The following is a 21,929-nucleotide window of genomic DNA, read 5'->3' as shown; positions in this document are numbered from 1 at the left end:
CCATGACGGACTACACGAAGTTGTTCAGCTTGGCCGGCAAGAAGGCGGCCGTGCTCGGAGCGGGCGGCATCGGCCGCGAAGCCGCGCTGGCCCTGAAGGCCCACGGCGCCGAGGTGACGTGCGCGGACAAGGACCCGGCCACGGCCAAGGCCACGGCGAGGGAGGTGGACGGTGAAGCACTGGAGCTGGACATCACCGACTCCGACGCGGTCGAGCGGGCGGCGGGCAGCGCGGCCGACCTCGACATCCTGGTCCTGACCGCGGCCACGAACGTCCGCAAGCGCATCCTCGACTACACCCCGGCGGAGTTCGACCGCGTGGTGAACCTCAACCTCAAGGCGACTTTCACGGTCCTGCAGGCGTTCGGCCGCCGGATGGTCCGAAGAGGACGGGGCAGCATCGTGGTGTTCTCCTCGGTGAGGGGGTACGTGGTGGAGCCGGGCCAGGCGGTGTACGCGGCCACGAAGGCGGGGGCGATCCAGCTGGTGAAAACGGCGGCGGCCGAGTTCGGCGAGTCGGGCGTGCGGGTGAACGCGATCGCCCCCGGCGTGGTGGAAACACCGCTGACCGAACAGATCAAGCAGAACGAGGCCTGGTACCACGCGTACGCGACCAAGGGGGCGTTGGGCCGGTGGGCCCAGCCCGAGGAGCTGGCCGGAGCCGTGGTGTACCTGTCCTCGGACGCGGCAACGTACGTAACAGGAACGACCTTGATGGTGGATGGCGGCTGGACGGCGGTGGACGGCCGCTTCACCCCGCCGACCTGACCAAGGCAGGAATGCCCGGCAGCCCACGAAACGAGAGGTCCGGGACCCACACCCCGCGCAACCCCGATCCGCAGCCACCACACGGCCGGCGGTGCCGGGTCAAGGTACGCTTTCCCGCCTTGACGCGGTGCCGCCGGCCGTAGTCACCATGGGCGAATCGGGGTCGCGAAGCGAGCTGGTCAAAGGAAGGAAGAGCCGGCGCAGGCGACGATCACCTGGTGCGGTCGTCGTACTCTTCGCGGGCGGTGATGACTTCTCCGATGTGCCGCACGGACCACTCCGTGAGCGCCTTCAGCGGTTCGCGGAGCGTCTGGCCGAGCGCGGTCAGCTGATACTCCACGTGCGGCGGCACCTCCGGGTACACGGTCCGGCTGACCAGCCCGTCGCGTTCGAGGGTGCGCAGCGTCTGGGTGAGCATCTTCTCGCTCACGCCGGCCAGCGCCTGCCGGAGATGACCGAACCGGGAGGTCCCGTTCCGGCCGAGTTCGCCCAGCACGAGGACCGCCCACTTGCTGCCGATCTGGTCGAGCAGGTCCCGCGACGGGCAGCCGCGCTCGTACGGATCGAACGACGGCATGGGCCCGGTCACATCCCCGACAGCAGTCATCCGGCTCACCTCAATGCTTTCGCTGCGGTAAGTACCCTACCAAGAAGTGGCTACTCCCCAGCAGAGAGTGTCCAGGTCATTCTGAGTTCCACGCCGCGGCGGACGGACCGCGGCACGCGGGAAGGAAGGAATGACCACCATGCCGATCGTCGTCACCGGAGCCACCGGCCAGCTGGGCAGGCTCACCGTCGAGGCACTGCTGCGGCGCGGAGTCCCGGCCGCGGACGTCATCGCGACCGGCCGGGACATCGCCGGGATCAAGGATCTGGCCGACCGGGGCATCACGGTCCGCCGCGCCGACTTCGCGGACACCGACAGCCTGGCCGAGGCCTTCGCGGGGGCGGACAGGCTGCTGCTGGTCTCGGCCTCGGTCCCGGTCGGTGAGCGGGTCGCCAACCACCGCCGCGTGATCGATGCCGCGGCATCCGCGGGCGTGTCGCTGGTGGCGTACACGAGCACGGCGCACGCGGACACGGCCACCACCGTCATCGGCGCCACGCACCGCGAGACCGAGGAGTACCTGCGGGAGCGCGGAATCCCCGGCGTACTGCTGCGCAACGGCTGGTACCTGGAGAACTACACCGGCCAGCTGCCGCAGATCCTGCAGAACGGCGCGCTCGCCGGCGCCGCGGGCGAGGGGCGGATCAGCGCCGCGTCCCGCGCCGACTACGCCGAGGCCGCAGCGGTCGTCCTCACCACCGAAGGTCACACCGGCGCCGTGTACGAGCTCGGCGGCGACGAAGCCTTCACCCTGACCGAGCTCGCCGCCGCGATCTCCGCCGCGGCCGGAAAGCAGGTGACCTACGCCGACCTCCCGGTGCCCGGCTTCGCCCGGACGCTGGCCGCGGCGGGCCTGCCCGCCGAGCTGGCGGAGGTCCTCGCCGACGCCGACCGCGGCATGAGCCGCGGCGAGATGCACACCGCCTCCGGCGATCTGCGCCGCCTGATCGGCCGCCCGCCCGTGACACTGGCCGAGGCACTCGCGGCCGCCCTGCATCGCTGAGGTCGAACTCGTGTGGGGGCCGGGTTGCTCAGGTGGGCCGCCGCGAGTCTCCGCGCCGGACCCACCACACCGCCGGTCCTCGGCGCGGACGTCGACGAACCGCGGCGTCCGCGCCGGTGCCGTCGATCGCGACCACGGTAGGCGCGGCCGGGCCGGGGACCTGCCGTTACGCGCCGGCGGTTGCCGCCCACCCCGGATCGGGCAGGCCGTGGGGAAGCGCCGACCGGTCACCGTCTTGATCCGCGCTGGTCCTACCGATCGTGTGCGGCCCCTGGTCCTTGATCAAGGAGCCTCTGCCCGGCAGCCGGCCCGCGGGGGGGCGCCCCCGTTACCGTTTTCGTAGTTCCTGATCAAGGAGCTGTGGTCACCAGGTCCGGCATGACTTTGTCCCCAGTCGCAGGCATGATCCGGGGGGGTGGTGTCACCGGGTCTGGTGGCATCGACCGACTGCTGATAGGGACACGGCCAGCGCTGGGTAGGTCTCGGCCTGGACGTGGGCAAGGACGCCCACCACGCGGTCGGTCTCGACCCGGACGGCAAGCGACTGCATGACGGCCCGCTGCCCAACACCGAACCCAAGCTGAAAGCCCTGTTCGATAAGCTCGCCGCACACGGACCACTGCTGGTCGTGGTCGACCAGCCGGCCACCATCGGCGCACTGCCGGTCGCAGTCGCCCGCGCCGCCGGACACGCCCTCGCCGAACTGGAGGTGCTGGTCGAATTCGACGACGACCTCGCCGGCGAAGCCACCCGCATCAGCAACCGCATCCGCGGCCTGCTCACCGGCATCCACCCCGCCTCGAACACGCCATCGGCCCCAAGATCAGCCACCCGGCCGTGCTGGAAATCCCCTCCCGCTGCGGAGGCCCGGCCGGCATCGCCAACGCCGGCTGCCGCAAACTCACCGCGATCGCCAAAGCCCACGCGCCGCACATCGGCGAACGGCTGGTCGAAGCGATCATGACCGCGCTCGGCGAGCAGACCATCACCGTCCCGGGCACCGCGGCCACGGACACCGCAAACGAGCCGAGGGCAAGAAACACAACGCCGCACCGATCTGCCTGGTCCGCCGCCGCTGCGACATTCTCCGTACCGGCACCCACTACCGCCACCCCGAACCAGCCCCCACTGCGGCTTGACAACCACATAGGGCCCCCCCGGTTCCAGCGTATCGGCGACCACCGACAAAAACGGAACCTCAGCCGTTGCGCACCAGCCGCCAGCGGGTGGCCGCGGCGCCGTTGTCCGGGCCCTGCACGGCATACGCTCCTGCCGCCGTCGAACCGTTCTCGATCGTCAGCAGCTTGCCGCTGTTGACGTTGCGGATCTTCGCCGTTCCGTCGCCCTGGTCGAGCACCGTCCAGCGGTGGTCGGCCGTTCCGTTGTCCGACCACTGGATGACTCGGGCGCCGTCCGCGGTCGACATGTCCAGGACGCCGAGGACCTTTCCGCTGTTGGCGTTGCGGAAACGCACCGCGCTGCCGTCGGTGATCAGCTCCCAGTTGTGGTCCGCGGTGCCGTTGTCCGACCACTGCAGCGCGCGGCCGCCGTCGGCGGTGGACATGTTCTCCACCCCCAGCAGCAGCCCGCTGCCGACGTTGACCAGCCGGTACGTCGTCGCGCCGGCGCTGCCGGTGTTCCAGTACGCCGTGTAGCTGAAGCCCTGGGCGTCGTAGAACGGCACCAGGCTGACCGCCGACCCGTTCGCCGTGGCGCTGAACGTCAACGCCGTGCTGCTGGTCCGGGTGACCGAGGCCGGGTTCAACGACGGCAGCGTGCTGGACCCGTAGTTGCCGGCCAGCACCACCGGGCCGTAGGTGACCGCCGCGACGTTCGCGTTGTCGTTGGCCGGTTTCAGCGCGACCTTCATCGGCAGCCGGACCGTGACCGTGTCGCCGGACGTCCAGGACCGCGACAGCGTGGCGTAGCTCCCGGGCGTGGCGGTCACGTTCTGCGCGACGCCGTTGACGCTGATCGTCGCCCCGCTCGTCCAGCCCGGGATGCGGATGCGCATCGCCCAGGTGCCGCTCACGCTCCCGGTCACCGTCAGCGTGCTGGTGTCGCTCGCCGGGAACGACGTGGTCTGGGTGACCGTGATGCCGCGCTGGGTCCAGGTCAGCACCGACGGCAGGAACAGGTTCACGATCAGCGTCGTGTCGCTGAAGAAGTAGATGGAGTCCGCGAGCTTCGTCTGGGTTTCCAGGCCGCTGCCCTGGCAGCACCAGAACGAGTTGTAGTCGGTGCTCCACGTGCCGCCGCCCCACGCCGGGCCGAGGCCGCGGCGGCCGCCCGGGTTGAGCGAGCTGAAGTACGTGATGTGCCCGTGGCTGTCGGCCGGGTTCTGCTGGCCGATCATCTGGTTGAGCAGCGCCCGCTCGTAGTAGTCGGCCAGGTCGGCGCGGTCCGGGTACAGCGCGATCAGTTCCCGCGTCAGCTTGAGCATGTTGTAGGTGTTGCAGCTTTCGCAGGTGTCGGCGTTGAGGTAGCCGGCGATCGCATTGGGGGCGCGGAAGTGCTCGGCCTGGCTGTTGCCGCCGATGGCGTAGGTGTGCGCGCCGACGGTGATGTTCCAGGCGTTCGTGGCGATGTCGCGGTAGCGGGTGGTGCCGGTGGCCTTGTACTCCCGCGCGGCCCCGATCCACTTGGGGATCTGGGTGTTGGCGTGCAGCCCGTTGAGCTGGTCCCGGTTGGCGGCCAGCGGGTCGAACACGGCGGCGTGGTCGAACCGCTGCGCGGCCGTCAGCCACCGCGCGTCGCCGGTGTACTGGTAGAGGTCGGTGAGCACGGCGTTCATGCCTCCGAACTCGGTGTTCAGCACGGACTGCAGCTGGCTCGCCGACAGCCGGGCGGTGCGCCGGTCGACCCAGCCGGCCAGGTTCAGCAGTACATCCCTGGCCTGGGTGCTGCCGACATAGCGCCACACGTCGAGCAGGCCGGCCATGGTCTTGTGGATGCAGTAGTACGGCACGTTTCCGTTGCTCAGCCGCCCGGCTTCGAGGTTGTCGAAGTCGGCCTCGGGGAAACCGGAGAGGTAGCCGGCGGCGAACCCGGCGGCGCTGTTGTTGGCCTGGCACTTGGCCAGTTCGGCCACCATGGTGGTGGCCTTGTCCCGGCACGAGGTGTCGCCGGCGACGGCCCACAGCTGGGCCCACGCGGACAGGAAGTGCCCCTGGACGTGGCTGCGGAACGGGAAGTTCGGCGCGTCCCAGCCGCCGTTGGTGGCGGCGCCGTTGGTGGAGAGCCGGTGGTTGGCGCGGAAGTTGTAGAGCAGCCGGTCGACGTCGACGAACCGCAGGTAGTTCTGCGTGCGGTTCTGGTTGTCCAGCCAGCGGCTCGCGGTCAGCCGCACCTGGCCGAGCTCGAACGGGGACGCGGCCACCCCGGCGTCCGGGCGGACCGGCCCGACGGCCGCGGCGGCAGTCGCGGCGGCGGCGGGTGCTCCGCCGAGGGCGAATCCGGCCGAGCCGGCCGCGGAAGCGATGGCGGTGGCGCCGGCGGCTTGCAGCAGCCGCCGGCGGCTGAACGAGGAGGTCACCGGGTGCTCCGTTCGTCGTTGAGCGGACATGGGGGTGGGCCCGGCGAGCATGTTAGCGCTAACAAACCGCCTTGTCACGACCCTCGTTCCGGACGGGCCACCGGTCCCGGCCGACTGCACCGCGCGGACTCCGGCCCAGGAACAACTTTCAGAGGATTTTCACGGAACAATTTACCGCGCCAACAATGGAAATGAAAGTTTCATTTCGAGCTGGACACCCATTCGAAATCCGTGCTACAACCCGAATACCCCTGGAGCCGCTTTCCCGTGCCGGGGGACCGAGTATTTCCTCCTCGCCCGAAAGGGTTCCGCATGCCCAGGCCCGGCTCACCGTTCCGGATCTTCGCGACCGCCGCGTTGCTCGTGCTGTCCGTGACCGCCACTCCCCCGGGCGCCGCCGCGTCCCCCGCGCCACTGGCCGGCACGCCGAGTGCCGGCTGCGGCAAGAACCCCACGCTCACCAGCGGCACGCGCACGATCCAGAGCAACGGCAAGAGCCGCAGCTTCATCCTCAAGATCCCCGACAGCTACGACAAGAGCACGCCGCACCGGCTGACCTTCGGCTTCCACTGGCTCGGCGGCACCGCCGAGCAGGTCGCCTCGGGCGGCAGCGACGGCTACGCCTGGGCCTACTACGGCATGCAGTCGCAGTCGGGCAACAGCACGATCTTCGTGGCACCGCAGGGCCTCAACAACGGCTGGGGCAATTCCGGCGGCGAGGACGTGACGTTCACCGACGACATGGTCCGGCTGATCGAAAACGACCTCTGCGTCGACACGACGCAGCTGTTCTCCATCGGTTTCAGCTACGGCGGCGCGATGAGCTACGCGCTGGCCTGCGCCCGGGCGAACGTCTTCCGCGCGGTCGTGGCCATCGCCGCGCCCGGGGCGATCAGCGGCTGCAGCGGGGGCACGCAACCCATCGCGTACATGGGGATCCACGGGGTCTCGGACAACATCGGCGCCGGGCGCGGGCTGCGGGACACCTTCGTGCGGAACAACGGCTGCACCCCGCAGAACGCCCCCGAACCCGCCGCGGGCAGCAAGACCCACTACCTGACCGTCTACTCGGGCTGCCGGACCGGCTACCCGGTGGTCTGGGCACCCTTCGACGGCGGCCACCAGCAGGGCCCGGTGGACGGCTGCACCGGCTGCGAGAGCGGCGCGCGCAGCTGGGACAAGGCCGAGATCTGGAAGTTCTTCAGCCAGTTCGGCGGCGGCACCGACCCGAACCCGCCCACCTCGCCGGTGCAGGTCGGCGTGAACTACTCCCTGGTCGCCGCGCACAGCGGCAAGGCGGCGGACATCAGCGGCGCGTCCACCGCCGCGGGCGCCGCCCTGATCCAGTGGACCTCGCACGCCGCGGCCAACCAGCAGTTCGACTTCCTCGCCTCCACCGACGGCTACTACCGGATCCGGGCCCGGCACAGCGGCCTCGTGCTGCAGGTCGCCGGCACCGCCTCCGGTGCGGACATCACCCAGCAGCCGGACACCGGCGCCGCGACCCAGCAGTGGCAGGTCACCGACGCCGGCGGCGGTGCGGTCACCCTCGTCAACCGGGCCAGCGGCCTCGCGATGGACGTCTGGGGCGCCTCGACCGCCGACGGCGCGCGGATTTCGCAGTACGCCGCCTCCGGCGGCGCCAACCAGCGCTTCCAGCTCCAGCGCGCCTGAGACACGGAGGACGACGATGCCCGACCTGACCCGGCGGCAGGCCATCCGGCTCGGTGCCGCGCTGGTGCCCCTCGTGTGGACGGCGACCGCCCGGCCCGGCTCGGCCGCGCCTGCCGACGTCCGGGCGGTGAACGACCTGGCGCTGTGGTACGACAAACCGGCGGGCACCGAGTGGCTGCGCGCGCTGCCGATCGGCAACGGCAGGCTGGGCGCCATGGTGTTCGGCAACACCGACACCGAACGCCTGCAGCTCAACGAGGACACGGTCTGGGCGGGCGGCCCGCACGACTACAGCAACACCCAGGGCGCGGGCGCCCTCGCCCAGATCCGGCAGCTGGTGTTCGCGAACCAGTGGACGCAGGCGCAGTCGCTGATCGACCAGAAGATGCTGGGCACGCCGGCCGCCCAGCAGCCCTACCAGCCCGTCGGCACGCTCAGCCTCGCGCTCCCGGGTGGCACCGCGTCCTCCTACCAGCGCTGGCTCGACCTGACCACGGCGACGACGGTCGTCGGCTACGTCGTGAACAACGTGCGGTACCGGCGGGAAGTCTTCGCCAGCGCGGTGGACCAGGTGATCGTCGTGCGGTTGACCGCCGAGACGCGCGGCTCGATCTCGTTCTCCGCGTCGTTCGGCACCCCGCAGCAGGCGACGGCGTCCAGCCCGAACGGCACCACGATCGCGCTCGACGGCGTTTCCTCCGACAGCCGCGGCATCCCCGGCTCGGTCCGGTTCCTCGCACTGGCGAACGCCACCGCCGAGGGCGGGACCACCAGCAGTTCCGGCGGCACGCTGCGGGTGTCCGGCGCCAACGCGGTGACGCTGCTGATCTCCATCGGCACGAGTTACGTCGACTACCGCACGGTGAACGGGGACTACCAGGGCATCGCGCGGTCGAAGCTGGCCGCCGCCCAGTCCCTCTCCTTCGACGCCCTGCGCAGCCGGCACGTGGCGGACTACCAGAAGCTGTTCAACCGCACGACGCTCGACCTGGGCCGGACCTCGGCCGCCGACCAGCCGACCGACGTCCGGATCGCCCAGCACAACAGCGTCAGCGACCCGCAGTTCGCCGCCCTGCTCTTCCAGTTCGGGCGCTACCTGCTGATCTCCTCGTCGCGGCCGGGCACCCAGCCGGCCAACCTGCAGGGCATCTGGAACGACCAGCTGAACCCGTCGTGGGAGTCGAAGTACACGCTCAACGCCAACCTGCCGATGAACTACTGGCCGGCCGACGTCACCAACCTCGCCGAGTGCTACGAGCCGGTGTTCGCGATGATCGCCGATCTCTCGGTGACCGGGGCGCGCACCGCGCAGGTCGAGTACGGCGCCCGGGGCTGGGTCACCCACCACAACACCGACGGGTGGCGCGGATCCTCCATTGTGGACTTCGCGCAGGCCGGGATGTGGCAGACCGGCGGGGCGTGGCTGGCCACCATGATCTGGGACCACTACCGGTTCACCGGCGATGTCGAGTTCCCGCGCGCCCGGTACCCGCTGCTGAAGGGTGCCGCACAGTTCTTCCTCGACACGCTGGTGACCGAACCGTCGCTGGGCTACCTGGTCACCAACCCGGCGAACTCCCCCGAGCTGAACCACCACACGAACGCGTCCGTGTGCGCCGGACCGACGATGGACATGCAGATCCTGCGCGACCTGTTCGACGGCTGCGCGGGCGCGTGCCAGGTGCTCGGCGTGGACGCCGCCTTCGCCGACCAGGTCAAGGCGGCCCGGCAGAAGCTGGCGCCGATGAAGGTCGGCTCGCGCGGCAACATCCAGGAATGGCTCTACGACTGGGTGGAGACCGAACAGACCCACCGGCACATCTCGCACCTCTACGGCCTGTACCCCAGCAACCAGATCACCAAGCGTGGCACGCCCACAATGTTCACGGCCGCCCGCAAGACGCTCCAGCTGCGCGGGGACGACGGCACCGGGTGGTCGCTGGCGTGGAAGATCAACTACTGGGCGCGGATGGAGGAGGGCAGCAAGGCGCACGACCTGCTCCGGCTGCTCGTGCGGACGGACCGCTTGGCGCCCAACATGTTCGACCTGCATCCCCCGTTCCAGATCGACGGCAACTTCGGGGCGACCTCCGGCATCGCGGAACTGCTGCTGCACAGCCACAACGGCGAACTGCACGTCCTGCCCGCCCTGCCGCCCGCCTGGCCGGCCGGCAGCGTCACGGGCCTGCGCGGCCGCGGCGGCTACACGGTCGGCGCGACCTGGAGCGGCGGTGCGGCGACCCAGCTGACCATCACGCCGGACCGCGACGGCGAGGTCAAGGTCCGCAGCAGGCTGTTCACCACCACCTACGAGGTGCTCGACACCACCAGCGGCGCCGAGGTCCAGCCGACGTCCGTCGAAACCGATCTGGTCCGCTTCACCGGTCAGGCGGGGCACACCTACCGGGTCACCTCCCTCGGCGGCCCGCCGCCGGTGGTGGAGCCCGGGGTGAACTACCGGCTCATCGCCCAGCACAGCGGCAAGGCGGCCGACATCAACGGCGCCTCGACCGCGGCGGGGGCCGCGCTGATCCAGTGGCAGGCCGGCAGCGGGCTGAACCAGCAGTTCGACTTCCTCGCCTCCGACGGCGGCTACCACCGCATCCGGGCTCGGCACAGCGGGCTGGTGCTGCAGGTCGCGAGCTCGGCTTCGGGCGCGGACATCACCCAGCAGCCGGACACCGGCGCGACGACCCAGCAGTGGAAGGTCACCGACCAGGGCGGCGGGGTGGTGAGCCTGGTCAACCGGGCCAGCGGCCTCGCGATGGACGTCTGGGGCGCCTCGACCGCCGACGGGGCCCGGATCTCCCAGTACGCCGCCGGCAGCGGCGCCAACCAGCGGTTCCTGTTATCGCGCTTCTGACCGGCGCAAGCCGTTGACCAGCAGCTTCACCAGGTGCCGGGCGTCGTAATGCGCCGCCGTCCCGGCGCCGGCGCAGAGGCTGCCGACACCGCGCATCAGCTCGTAGGCGTCCTGGCCGGGGACGATCTCGCCGGCCGCCGCGGCCTCGTCGAGCAGCTGCGTGCACACCGGGCCGAGGCGTTCGAGGAAGTAGGCGTGCAGCGGGTCGTAGCAGGAGTCGTCGGACTGCAGCACCGACGCCAGCCCCTGCTTGGTGATGACGAAGTCGACGAACCGGTCGATCCACTCGACGAGGGCCTGGTGCGGCCCCGCCTTCTCGGCGAGCAGGGCGGGGCCGGCTTCGGCCAGGGCTTCGACCTGCAGCCGGTACACCGCGAGGATCAGGTCGGCCCGGGTCGGGTAGTGGCGGTAGATGGTCGCCGTGCCCACCCCGGCCCGGGCGGCGATCTCCCGGATCGGCGCTTCGACGCCGGACGTCACGAACACCGCGGCCGCGGCCTCCAGGACGTTCCCGGCGTTGCGCCGCGCGTCGGCGCGCTGCGGCGGTTTTCCTGCTGCCGTCCGGGATCCGCTCACGACCGCATGCTACCGGCCCCCACCGGCTCGCCGACGCCCAGCAGCAGCTCGGCCAGCTCCGCCGGCGCGGTGATCATGCAGTCGTGCCCGGCGGCCAGCTCGCGCACGTCCGCGGGCTCGCCGTTCGGCTGCACGGCGGGCACCGGGCGGTGGTCGAACCCCTCGGGCTTCACCGTGCAGTGGATGTGCGTGCGCGGGATCGCCCGCAGCGCCGGGTTGTCCTGGGCGACCGGCTCTTCGAGGCACCGGAGCGACTGGTCGGACATCATGGTCCGCAACCAGGCGATGTCACCGGGATCGGTGACCCCGAACAGGCCGAACGGGGCGGGCTGCTCGGGCAGCGGCGGGACCCGCCACCCGGTGCCGAGCATGGTGCGGGTGACCGGCATGACGTCGATCGCGGTCTCCCCGTCGGCGGGCACCATCGCGTCGAGGTACACCAGCCGCGCGATCCGCTCCGGCACCTCGTTGGCCACCGCGGAGATGACCATGCCCGCGTAGCTGTGCCCGACCAGGACGACGTCGTGCAGGTCCGCCTCGGTCAGCAGCCGCACGACGTCGGCGGTGTGCGTGCGAAGCCCGACGTCCGGGCTCAGCAGGTGCCGCGTCTCGCCGTAGCCGGTCAGCGTCGGGGTGTACACCGGCTGCCCGCTCGCCGCCAGCCGCGGCACCACCCGCGCCCAGCACTGCCCGGTGTGCCAAGCGCCGTGGACCAGCACGTACGTCATCGCCATGGGAGACTCGATTCCTCAAGTGGGACACTGTCCCGGTTAGCTTACCGGGACAGTGTCCCACTTAGTCGCGAAGGGTCGGAACGGCTCGGAGGCCGTTGATCGCGATCGTGGTGAACCGCCGGGCCGCCGCGACCCGCGCCGCAGGCGTGGCCGCCGGGAGCCCACCGGCCGCCGCCAGCACCACGACGACGTCGTCCAGCGTCGTCTCGGGGCGCACCGCACCCGCGTCCCGCGCGCGGCGCACCAGCTCCGCCAGCGACTTCAGCGCCCGCTCCCGCTCGGCGGTGAAGTCCATCGGGAACGCCGACAGCAGCGCCGCGGTGACGGCCCGGTCGCGGGCGTAGAGCTCACCCAGCCGCACCAGCACGGCCTGGAGGCCACGCCAGGGGTCCGGGTCGGCGAGCGCGTCGTCGACGACCGCGTAACACGCGCGCAGTTGCTCCGCGAACGCCTCGGTGACCAGTTGCTCCTTGGTCGGGAAGTGGCGGTACAGCGTCGCCGGGCCGACGTCCGCCCGCCGGGCGACCTCGCGCATCGGCGCGGTCAGCCCCTCGTCCGCGAACACGGCCCGGGCCGCTTCGAGGAGGCGTTCGCGGTTGTCGCGGGCGTCCGAACGCCGGATCCGAGGCACTTGACCGGTCATCGTCTCACTTTAGGTGTACCGGACGGGGGCGTCCGTTACGTTCGCGGCCGCACCGAGACCCCGGGAGATGATCGTGAGAGCAGTGGCCGTGCAGACCTTCGGCGATCCCGGCGGCCTGGCCGTCGTCGAGCGCCCCGACCCGCGGCCGGGCGCCGGGGAAGTGGTGATCACCACCGAGGCGATCGGCGTCGGCGGGGTCGACGCCCTCATCCGCCGCGGCGACCTGGCCGCCTACGGCTTCGAAGCGGGCCACATCCCCGGCGGCGAGGTCGCCGGCGTCGTCACCGCCGTCGGCGAGGGCGTCGACGAGTCGTGGACCGGCACGCGCGTCTGGGCCCCCACCGGACTGGGCGGCGGGTACGCCGAGCAGGCGGTCGCTTCGGCCGCGGCGCTCGTGCCCGTGCCGGCGGGCGTCTCGCCGGTCGACGCGGTGACCGTCGCCGGTTCCGGGGTGGTGGCCCGCTTCGGGCTCCGGCACGCCCGCTTCGCGCCCGGCGAGTCGGTGCTGGTCCGCGGCGCGGCGGGCGGGATCGGGGTGCTGGCGGTCCAGCTGGCGGCCCGCACCGGCACGGTCGCGGTCACGACGTCGTCGGCCGAGCGGGGTGCGCGCCTGCGGGCGCTGGGCGCCACCGACGTGCTGGACCGCTCCGGTGCGGGCCCCGGCGGCTACGACGTCGTCATCGACATCGTGGCCGGGGACGAGCTGCCCTCGTTCCTGGGCAAGCTCAACCCGAACGGCCGGCTGGTCGCGGTGGGGGCGATCGCGGGGCCGCCACCGGCGCGGCTGGCCGCGGAAATGTTCGCGGCGTTCCGGAAGTCGCTGTCGTTCGCGACGTTCAGCGCGGACACGGTGTCCACAGAGGACCGCCGAGCCGCGGCCGCCGAGCTGCTGGCCGCGGTGGGACGGGGCGAGGTGGACGCCGTTGTCCACGACGTGCTGCCGTTGGCGCACGCCACGCTCGCCCACCGGCAGCTCGACACCGGCGAGGTGTTCGGACGGCTCGCGCTCGTCCCGGCGTGACCTCAGGTGTACCAGGTCGGCGTCGGGTACGCGCCGAGCAGGGCGTACTCCCCCACTTCCCGGCGCTTGTACGGCAGCGGGTCGTGCAGCGAGTGCGTCCGCAGGTTGCGCCAGAACCGGTCGAGGCCGTACTTCGACGCGCTCGCCCTGGCCCCGGTCAGCTCGAAGATCTTCGTCCCGATCTCCAGGCCGGTGTCCACCGTGCGCTGCTTGGCCGCGGCGATCAGCACCGCCACCTCGCCGCGCGCCTCGGGCGTCAGCTCTTCGCGCGGGGCGTGGAGCACGCGGGAGATCGCCGCGCCCGCCCGGTCCACCAGTGCCTCCGCCGCCCACAGCTTCGCCTGCAGGTCGCCGTAGCCGTCGAGGATGTACCACTCTTCGGACGCGGCCTGCTTGTCGTCGCCACCGTAGGGCCACGCCCGGGTGCGCTCCCGCGTGTAGGCGAGCGCCGTCTCGAGTGCGCCCTGGGCGATGCCGAGGTAGAAGTTGGTGAAGACGAGCTGGATCGCCGGGACGTTGAGGGTGTTGTACACCAGCGGCCGGAACTCGCGGTCGACGTAGCCGGCGGCCGACTCCCACGGCACCCGGACGCCGGAGATCGTGACGCTGCCGGATTCGGTGAGCCGCTGGCCGATGTTGTCCCAGTCGTCGTGGAAGGTGATGCCCTCCTGCCGCGACGGGACGATCGCGAAGATGTGGTCCTCGGTGCCCTCCAGGACGCCTTCAAGCACCGTCAGGTCGGAGACCTTGCTGCCGGTGGAGAACGACTTGTGCCCGTTGTAGACGAGTTCGTCGCCGTCTTCGGTGATCGTCAGGTCGGAGTCGCGCGGGTTGACCGCGCCGCCGAAGAACAGGTTCTCCTTCGTGTACAGCTCTTCGACCGCGGCCACCTGCGCGTCCGTGGCCACCAGGCGAGCCGCCCAGGCCCACAGGTAGTGGTAGCCCAGCAGCTGCCCGATCGAGCCGTCGGCCCTGGCGATCTCGCGGATCACCCGGTACGCGGTCTCCCAGGTCTGCCCGCCGCCGCCGTGCTCGGCCGGGCCGAGCAGGGTGACCAGGCCGGCGTCCTTGAGCAGCTGCACTTCCTGGTACGGGGTCTCGCCGCGGCGGTCGCGCTCGACGGCGTCGACGGCGAGCTTGGCGGCGGCCTCACGGGCGCGTTCGATCCAGTCGGTCATGCTCGGCTCCCCACGGGTTCGGGCGTCGCAGCGCTGTGGTCGAGGTCCTTCTCCAGCTCACGGATGATCGGCAGCACGTGCTTGCCGAAGTGCTCGACGTCCTCCTGGAAGTGCAGGAAACCGAGCAGCAGCAGGCTCGCGCCGCGGCGCTTGTACTCGATGGCGCGTTCGGCGATCTGCTCCGGGGTGCCGATCAGCCGGGTGCGGAAGCCGTCGTTGTACTGGACGAGGTCGGCGAACTCCGAATCCGCCCACATGCCCTTCTTGTCCGCCGTCGCGTTGCCGGCCTGCTGCACCGCCGACCGGAAGCCTTCGACCGCTTCGACGTTGGCCTTGGCGACGATCTCGCGCAGCACGTCCCGCGCTTCGGCTTCGGTTTCGCGGGCGATCACGAAACCGTTCAGGCCGAATTTGACGGCGTGCGAAGTTTCGGCGGCGTACCCGCGGACCTCGGCCACCTGCTCGCTGAACCCGTCGTAGTCATTGCCGTTGCTGAAATACCAGTCCGAAACGCGGCCTGCCAGCTTGCGGGCCGCCGTGGAATTGCCGCCCTGGAAGATCTCGGGATGCGGACGACCCTCACCCGAAAGGGGTTTGGGCTTGATGTCGAAGTCGTGGATCCGGTAGAAGTCGCCGGCGAACTCGGCGTGGTCGTCGGTCCACAGTTCCTTGAGCACCCGGATGAACTCTTCGGACCGGCGGTAGCGCTCGTCGTGCTCCAGCCAGGGTTCGCCGAGCCCGGTGAACTCGTCCTTGAACCACCCGCTGACCACGTTCACCGCGGCCCGGCCGCCGGACAGCACGTCCGCGCTGGCGATGAACTTCGCCAGCACGCCGGGCTGCCACAGGCCGGGGTGCACGGCCGCGATCACCTTCAGCCGCTGCGTGGCCAGGAGCAGTGCGAGGCTGAACCCGGTCGATTCGTGTTGGTAGGCGGCGCCGTAACTGGCGGTGTACCGGACCTGCGTGAGGGCGTATTCGAACCCGCTGTTCTCGGCGATGACCGCGAGGTCCCGGTTGTATTCGTACCCCCAATCCGTGCGCTGTTCGATGTCGCTGGTGACGAGGCCGCCGCTGACGTTCGGCACCCAATAGGCGAATTTCAGTGGTTCGTGGAGCTGGGTCATGACCGGAGAATGCGGCATGCGTCAGCTCTCGGCAAAGGCATCCACGTGCTGGGAAACTTTCCGACGGCCGGGAATCGCGGCCAGCAGTTCTTTCGTGTACTCCGACTCCGGCGCTTCGAGCACCCGGGCCACCGGGCCCAGCTCCACCAGCGCGCCCGCGCGCATGACGCCGACGTGGTCGGCGAGCTGCCGGACCACCGCGAGGTCGTGCGAGATGAACAGGTACGACAACCCCAGCGACGACTGCAGCTCCGCCAGCAGGCGCAGGATCTGGGCCTGCACCGAGACGTCGAGCGCCGACACCGGCTCGTCGCACACCACCAGGTCCGGGTTCAGCGCCAGGGCCCGCGCGATCGCCACCCGCTGCCGCTGGCCGCCGGACAGCTCCGCCGGCTTCCGGCGCGCCACCGACGCCGGCAGCGCCACCTGCTCCAGCAGCTCGGCCACGCGGGCCCGGCGATCCGGCAGCCCGAACGCCCGCAACGGCTCGGCGACCACGTCCTCGATGGAGAACTTCGGGTTCAGCGACGCGTACGGGTTCTGGTACACGACCTGCATCCGCCGCCGCAGCCGGCGCAGTTCGTCACCGCCGAGAGCCGTGATGTCCCGGCCGTCGAACGACACCGTGCCCGCCGACGGGGTTTCCAGCCGCAGCACCATCCGGGCGGTCGTCGACTTGCCCGAGCCGGATTCGCCGACCAGCGCCAGGGTCTGCCCGCGCGGGATGTCGAAGGAAACACCGTCGACCGCGCGGATCCCGCCGTCGAACGTCTTCGCCAGGTCCCGCACCGACACGAGCGGCTCGGCGGCAGGCGCGGGTGGCCGCAAGGTGCTCGACAGGCTCGGCGCCGCCGCGATCAGCTGCTGCGTGTACGGGTGCGTCGGCGCGGTGACGATCGACGAACCCTCCTCGACGACCGCACCCTCCGAGAGCACCACGATCCGCGCCGCCCGGTCGGCCGCGACCCCGAGGTCGTGGGTGATCAGCAGGATCGCCGTGCCCGATTCGGCGGCCAGCGCCGTCAGGTGGTCGAGGATCCGCCGCTGCACGGTGACGTCCAGCGCCGACGTCGGTTCGTCGGCGATGATCAGCTTCGGCCGTCCGGCCAGCGCCGCCGCGATCAGCACGCGCTGCCGCAGGCCGCCCGAGAGCTGGTGCGGGTACTGCCGCGCCCGCAGTTCCGGCTCCGGCACGCCCGCGCGTTCGAGCAGCTCGATCGCCTGCACCGACGCCGAACGCCGGTCCGCGAGGCCGTGGATCTTCAGCACCTCCGCGACCTGGTCGCCGATCCGGTGCACCGGGTTCAGCGACACCGCCGGGTCCTGCGGCACCAGGGCGATCTCGCGGCCGCGCACCCGGCGCCACTGCTTGTCCGACAGGGTCAGCAGGTCGCGGCCGTCGAAGGTGATCGAGCCGCCGTCGACGCGGCCGCCGCGCGGCAGCAGCCCGATCGCCGCGTGCGCGGTCGTCGACTTGCCCGAGCCCGATTCGCCGACGACGGCCACCACTTCGCCGGCGCCGACGTCGAACCCGACGTCCCGGACGGCCGGGACGTTCTTGTACGACACGGCCAGGCCCGAAATCCGCAGCAGGCTCATCGGTCTCCTCCGTCCAGCGCGCGGGACAGCCGGTTCGCGGACAGGACCACCGCCGCGACCGTCAGGCCCGGGAACGTCGTCATCCACCAGGCCGTGGCCAGGAAACTGCGCCCGCCCGCGACGAGCGCGCCCCACTCCGGGGTGGGCGGGGTCGCGCCGAAGCCGAGGAAGCTCAGCGCGGAGACCTCGAGCACGGCCGTGCCGAGGGTGAGCGTCGCCAGCGCGAGCACCGGGCCGGCCGCGTTCGGCAGGACGTGCCGCAGCAGCACGCCCGACCAGCGCACCCCGGACGCCCGGGCGGCCTCGACGTACACGCCGTTGCGCACGCGGAGCACCTCCGCACGCATGACCCGGGCGAAGGACGCCAGGTTCGCGATGCCGACGGCGATCGCGACGTTCGTCGTGCCGAACCCCAGCGCGGTGACCAGGGCCAGCGACAGCAGGATCGGCGGGATGGCCAGGAAGACGTCGACGAACCGCATGATCACCGTGTCGAGCAGGCCGCCGCGGAAGCCGGCGACCAGGCCGAGGGCCGAGCCGGCCACCAGCGCCACGAGCACGGCGATCGCGGTCGCCCGCAGCGAGAGCGACGCGCCGTGGATCACGCGCGCGTAGACGTCCCGGCCGGTCTCGTCGGTGCCGAACAGGTGGTGCAGGGACGGCTCCTGCAGCCGCTCGGCCGGGACGCCGGTGAGCGGGTCGTACCCGGTCAGCAGTCCCGGCACGAACGCCGCGAGCAGCACGAACGCCAGCACGGCCACCGCCAGCACCAGCCCCGGCGCCACTTTCGCGGACAGGTGACGCTTCGGGAGCGCGAGGTCAACCACGAGCCACCTCCGGTGTCCGGGCGATGCGCGGGTCGAGCAGCGGGTAGAGCAGGTCGACGACCAGGTTGAGCACCACGAACACGAGCGCGGCCAGCACGATCACCGCCTGCACCACCGGGATGTCCTGCGCGGTGACGGCGGCCGCGGTGATCCGGCCGACGCCGTCGCGCGAGAACACCGTCTCGGTGATCACCGAACCGGCGACCATGTTGCCCGCCACCACGCCGGCGACGGTCAGCGCCGGCACGGCGGCGTTGCGCAGCAGGTGTCCGAAGTGGACGCGCCAGCGGCTCGCGCCCTTGGCCGCCGCGATCTCCGCGTACGGCTCCTCCTGCTGTGTGGCGAGGCTGCGCGCCAGCACCTGCCCGATGATCGCGCCGGTCGGCAGGGCCAGGGTGATCGCGGGCAGGATGATCGTCTCGAAGCCCTGGGTGCCGAGGGCGGGCAGCAGCCGCAGCCGGAACGAGAAGAACTGGATCAGCAGCAGCCCGACCCAGAACGGCGGCAGCGAGATCGCCAGCGACGGCAGGGAGAGCAGCGCCTGCCGCAGCCAGCGGAACCGGGTGAACGTGCCGAGGAACGCCGAGCCACCGCCGAACAGCACCGCGAACACCAGCGCCAGGCCGGTCACCGCCAGGGTCGGCGGCAGGGCCGTGACGACCATGTGCGTCGCGTCGTCGCCGGTGGCGATGCTGCGCCCGAAGTCGCCGTGCAGCGCCGAGACCAGCCGTTTCAGGTACTGGACCGGCAGCGGCGAGTCGAGGCCGTACTCCGCGCGGGCGGCGGCCAGCTGCTCCGGCGTCGCCGACGAGCCCGCCTCGCCGGTGGCGAGCTTCGCCGAAACGGCGTCACCCGGCAGCAGGTAGAGGATCAGGAACGACACCGTGAACGCCGCCCAGAGCACGAACACCGCCTGCCCGGCGCGGCGCAGCAGGTAGCGCCTCACGACAGCCACGCGTCGAATAGCTGCAGCCGTGACGAGGCCTCGAAGTCGACGGCGTGCGCCTTCGAGCTCAGCGCGACGACCTGGGTGAGCTCGAACACCGGGATCGCGTAGGCGTGCTCGACGATCAGCTTCTGCGCCTCCTCGGCCGGCGCCTTGCGCTTGGTGACGTCCACAGTGGACGACTGGGCGTCGAGGGCCACGTCCAGCGGGTTGCCCGGCGCGAGCTTGCTGCGGTTGCCCGCCTTGGTGGAGAACTGGCCGCGCAGGATGTCCGGGTCGGCGCGGGTGACGTTGTACCAGAGGAAGTCGTAGTTGCCGCTCAGCTGGATCTGCGTGGTTTCGGCCGTGGTGTGCTGCTCGATCCGCAGGTCGAAGCCGATCTTGCGCAGCTGCTGCTGGATCAGCTCCAGCACGCTCCGGTTCTGGTTGAACACCGGCGAGAACACGACGGCGGCGCTCAGCTTCTGCCCGTTCTTGACGCGGATGCCGTCCGGGCCGGGCACCCAGCCGTCGCCGTCCAGCAGCGCGGCCGCGCCCTTCTGGTCGTACGCGAGCTGCTGCGAGAGGTCACTCTGCAGCGGCGTCGCCGACCCGAGGATGCTGGTGGCGGCTTGGTAGCTCGGGGTCAGGACGGTGTTCACGACCTCGGGGCGGTCGACGCCCTTGAGCACGGCCTGGCGCACCTTCTCGTCGGTGAGCACGCCGCGGCTGGTGTTGGCGTGCAGGTTGAACACGACACCGGGGTTGGGCCGGATGTTCTCGCTGAAGCCGTTGCCCTTGAACTGCGGCTCGTCGACCGGCTGGATGTCGGTGGCGGCGTCGAGCTGGCCGGAGGCGAGGCTGCCGGTGCGGACGCCGGGTTCGGGCACGATCTTGTAGTCGATCTTGTCGAGGTAGGCCTCGCCCTGGTGCTTGAACAGCGGGGAGCCCCAGGCGTAGCCCTTCCGCTTGGCCAGCACGATTTCCTGGTTCTGCTTCAGGCTTTCGAAGACGAACGGGCCGGAGCCGATCAGGCCGGTGCCCTGGCAGCGCTGTTCCGGGGTCTGCTTGAACGCCGCGGGGGCGAGAACGCCGAGCGAGACGGTCGAGCTGGCCTGCAGGAACTGGGCGCTGGGCGCGGAGAACTCGATCCGGACGGTCTGCGGGTCGACCACGGCCGAGCTCTTGTAGGCGGCGAGGTAGCCGTAGCCGAGCTGGGCCTTGGTGCCGAGGGCCTTGATGCCGTCGAAGCTGGTCTTCACGGCGGCGGCGTCGACCGGGCTGCCGTCGGAGAAGGTGGCACCGGGCCGCAGGTGGAAGGTGAACGCCGTCGAATCGGCGTTGACCTCCCACTTCTCGGCCAGCCACGGCTTGCTCTCGCCGGTCTTCGGGTCCTGGTCGGTGAGCGAGTCGACCAGCTGGCGGGCGACGTTGGTCGACGCGTTGGTGGCGGTCTGCTGCGGGTCGATGCAGTCGGGGGCGGACGAGATGCCGAGCCGCAGCGTCCCGCCGGGCTTGGGCGGTCCCGTGTCGGCCCCGGACACCCCGCCGGCGGCGGAGCAGGCGGTCAGCAGAACGGGCAGAGCGAGCAGGGCCGCGGCGTTGCGGACGGGGGAAAGGGGGGACACCGGACGGCCTCCAGCGGGAGCGGTTGCGCTTTCTGAACGCGACGCTAACCATGCACCGGACCCTCGTCCCACTGGCTGAACCGGCGTCCCAATCCGTGGCACCGCGGCGAGACACCCTTGACACTCGGGCGTTTTGTGTTCGCCGTGGCGACGGGCCGGCCGACCGAGATCAGCTGAGCGACCCGGCGAGTTCCCACGTCCGCAGCCGCTCCCGCGACGACCGCATCCCCGACTGGATCAGGACCACCTCCGTCGCCCCGGCGTCGAAGTACCGGCGCAACCCCGCCGCCACCACCCGCTCGTCCCCCACCAACGCCAGCTCGGCCGCGTGCGTGACCCCTTCGACGTCCAGGATCCGGCGATACGACGGAATGTCCCCGTAGTACCCCAGGTGCACCGCGGCGATCTGCCGGACCGGCTCGACGTCCTCGGTCACCACCACCGGAACCGCCGCGATCACCCGCGGCTCCGGCCGGCCCGCGTCCGCGGCGGCCTTCGTCAGCGTCGGCACGATGTGCTCGGCCAGTGCCCGCGGCCCGGCCAGGAACGGCAGGGTGCCGTCGGCCAGTTCCCCGGCCACCCGCAACGCCTGGCGGCCCATCGCCGCCACCACGATCGGGACGCCACCCCCGCCCGGCACCGACGTCGGCAGCGGCGGGCACGCCGTCAGCGTCTCGCCGTCGAACGCCGGACGGCCACCCTCGAAAACCTCCCGCAGCACGACAAGCGACTCACGCAGCGAAGCGATCGGCGGCGGGTATTCGAACCCGAACGCCGGTTCCAGCAGCCCCCGCACCCCCAGCCCCACCCCGAGCGTGAACCGGCCGCCGGTGGCCGCCTGGGCCGTCTGGGCCTGGGCCGCCAGGTGGAGCGGGTGGCGCGGGTAGAGCGGGACCACCGCCGTCCCGACCGCGATCCCGGGTACCTCCCGCCCGGCGAGGGCCGCGAGGGTGAGGGCGTCGTGGTCGAACAGCTGCGAAAACCACACCGAGCGCAGCCCGGCGGCCGCGGCCTCGCGGGTCTGGGCGAGCAGCGTCTCGACGCTGTTGGCGGCCCCGGACAGGTCTCCGGCGGGCAGCGCGGCACCGATGATCATGGACGTTCCTTTCAGGCTTCCTCGGGGTATTCAGACTCACGCCGCCACGAGATCGGCCTCGGGCGCGGCAACCGGCGATGCCCCGCACGAGCCACCGACCGGGGCGCGCCGTCCGGCTGGGCGCGA

At 71.3% G+C, this 21,929-nt stretch carries 17 protein-coding genes and 1 pseudogene; 6 read left to right on the top strand and 12 right to left on the bottom strand.

Annotated features, from left to right (window positions below; genetic code table 11):
* Positions 1–2: 2 nt before the first annotated feature.
* Positions 3–767 (top strand): SDR family oxidoreductase, encoded by a 765-nt coding sequence (locus ABZX11_RS11070; RefSeq protein WP_354912008.1) that lies wholly within the window; start codon positions 3–5, stop codon positions 765–767.
* Between the two features lie 211 nt (positions 768–978).
* Here ABZX11_RS11070 and ABZX11_RS11065 read toward each other — a convergent pair whose 3' ends face one another.
* A complete protein-coding gene (locus ABZX11_RS11065) occupies positions 979–1,374 on the bottom strand; it encodes a helix-turn-helix domain-containing protein (protein ID WP_354912005.1) in 396 nt (131 codons plus the stop codon).
* Between the two features lie 130 nt (positions 1,375–1,504).
* Between ABZX11_RS11065 and ABZX11_RS11060 the strand changes: the two genes are divergently transcribed.
* Positions 1,505–2,377, top strand: coding sequence for an SDR family oxidoreductase (locus ABZX11_RS11060; RefSeq protein WP_354912002.1), 873 nt, complete (start codon positions 1,505–1,507; stop codon positions 2,375–2,377).
* Between the two features lie 487 nt (positions 2,378–2,864).
* Positions 2,865–3,394, top strand: a pseudogene (locus ABZX11_RS11055) (transposase); the annotation flags it as partial.
* Positions 3,395–3,575: 181 nt separating this feature from the next.
* Here ABZX11_RS11055 and ABZX11_RS11050 read toward each other — a convergent pair.
* Positions 3,576–5,912, bottom strand: a complete 2,337-nt coding sequence (locus ABZX11_RS11050) for a beta-L-arabinofuranosidase domain-containing protein (protein WP_354912000.1) — start codon at positions 5,910–5,912, stop codon at positions 3,576–3,578.
* Between the two features lie 312 nt (positions 5,913–6,224).
* On the opposite strand from ABZX11_RS11050, the gene ABZX11_RS11045 reads away from it, so the two are divergent.
* Both ABZX11_RS11045 and ABZX11_RS11040 read left to right on the top strand, forming a co-directional pair.
* On the top strand, positions 6,225–7,586 hold the full coding sequence (locus ABZX11_RS11045) for an RICIN domain-containing protein (protein WP_354911997.1): 1,362 nt from the start codon (positions 6,225–6,227) through the stop codon (positions 7,584–7,586).
* 16 nt (positions 7,587–7,602) lie between these two features.
* Positions 7,603–10,449 carry a glycoside hydrolase N-terminal domain-containing protein gene (locus ABZX11_RS11040; RefSeq protein ID WP_354911995.1) on the top strand — a complete coding sequence of 949 codons (2,847 nt, stop codon included), beginning with the start codon at positions 7,603–7,605 and terminating at the stop codon, positions 10,447–10,449.
* On the opposite strand, the gene ABZX11_RS11035 is transcribed toward ABZX11_RS11040, so the two are convergent.
* The 3 genes from ABZX11_RS11035 to ABZX11_RS11025 all read right to left on the bottom strand — a co-directional run bounded on the left by ABZX11_RS11035 (position 10,435) and on the right by ABZX11_RS11025 (position 12,402).
* Entirely contained in the window at positions 10,435–11,025 is a 591-nt protein-coding gene (locus ABZX11_RS11035; RefSeq protein ID WP_354911992.1) for a TetR/AcrR family transcriptional regulator, read from the bottom strand. The two genes, ABZX11_RS11040 and ABZX11_RS11035, sit on opposite strands and share 15 nt — an antisense overlap.
* Entirely contained in the window at positions 11,022–11,759 is a 738-nt protein-coding gene (locus ABZX11_RS11030; RefSeq protein WP_354911990.1) for an alpha/beta hydrolase, read from the bottom strand. Before ABZX11_RS11030 ends, ABZX11_RS11035 begins: the two co-directional genes overlap by 4 nt.
* Before the next feature lie 61 nt (positions 11,760–11,820).
* A complete protein-coding gene (locus ABZX11_RS11025; protein WP_354911986.1) occupies positions 11,821–12,402 on the bottom strand; it encodes a helix-turn-helix domain-containing protein in 582 nt (193 codons plus the stop codon).
* Between the two features lie 82 nt (positions 12,403–12,484).
* Between ABZX11_RS11025 and ABZX11_RS11020 the strand changes: the two genes are divergently transcribed.
* A complete protein-coding gene (locus ABZX11_RS11020; RefSeq protein WP_354912031.1) occupies positions 12,485–13,423 on the top strand; it encodes a zinc-binding dehydrogenase in 939 nt (312 codons plus the stop codon).
* 2 nt (positions 13,424–13,425) lie between these two features.
* Here ABZX11_RS11020 and ABZX11_RS11015 read toward each other — a convergent pair whose 3' ends face one another.
* The 7 genes from ABZX11_RS11015 to ABZX11_RS10985 all read right to left on the bottom strand — a co-directional run bounded on the left by ABZX11_RS11015 (position 13,426) and on the right by ABZX11_RS10985 (position 21,803).
* A complete protein-coding gene (locus ABZX11_RS11015) occupies positions 13,426–14,601 on the bottom strand; it encodes an acyl-CoA dehydrogenase family protein (protein WP_354911983.1) in 1,176 nt (391 codons plus the stop codon).
* The gene (sfnG, locus tag ABZX11_RS11010; RefSeq protein WP_354911980.1) at positions 14,598–15,728 is read right to left on the bottom strand and encodes a dimethylsulfone monooxygenase SfnG; all 1,131 of its coding nucleotides are present in this window, start codon (positions 15,726–15,728) and stop codon (positions 14,598–14,600) included. Before sfnG ends, ABZX11_RS11015 begins: the two co-directional genes overlap by 4 nt.
* Before the next feature lie 21 nt (positions 15,729–15,749).
* Complete coding sequence (locus ABZX11_RS11005) at positions 15,750–17,327, bottom strand: ABC transporter ATP-binding protein (RefSeq protein WP_354911978.1); 1,578 nt, start codon at positions 17,325–17,327, stop codon at positions 15,750–15,752.
* Positions 17,324–18,154: an ABC transporter permease gene (locus tag ABZX11_RS11000; RefSeq protein ID WP_354911975.1), complete on the bottom strand. Its 831-nt coding sequence runs from the start codon at positions 18,152–18,154 to the stop codon at positions 17,324–17,326. The genes ABZX11_RS11005 and ABZX11_RS11000 overlap by 4 nt, the downstream gene beginning before the upstream one ends.
* On the bottom strand, positions 18,147–19,100 hold the full coding sequence (locus ABZX11_RS10995; protein ID WP_354912028.1) for an ABC transporter permease: 954 nt from the start codon (positions 19,098–19,100) through the stop codon (positions 18,147–18,149). Before ABZX11_RS10995 ends, ABZX11_RS11000 begins: the two co-directional genes overlap by 8 nt.
* On the bottom strand, positions 19,097–20,707 hold the full coding sequence (locus ABZX11_RS10990) for an ABC transporter substrate-binding protein (protein ID WP_354911972.1): 1,611 nt from the start codon (positions 20,705–20,707) through the stop codon (positions 19,097–19,099). Before ABZX11_RS10990 ends, ABZX11_RS10995 begins: the two co-directional genes overlap by 4 nt.
* A 169-nt stretch (positions 20,708–20,876) precedes the next feature.
* On the bottom strand, positions 20,877–21,803 hold the full coding sequence (locus tag ABZX11_RS10985; protein ID WP_176176629.1) for a TIGR03564 family F420-dependent LLM class oxidoreductase: 927 nt from the start codon (positions 21,801–21,803) through the stop codon (positions 20,877–20,879).
* Positions 21,804–21,929: the final 126 nt, after the last annotated feature.

The organism is Amycolatopsis sp. NPDC004169 (assembly GCF_040610315.1).
Taxonomy (GTDB): Bacteria; Actinomycetota; Actinomycetes; order Mycobacteriales; family Pseudonocardiaceae; genus Amycolatopsis.
This window is presented reverse-complemented; position numbering and strand designations above follow the sequence as displayed.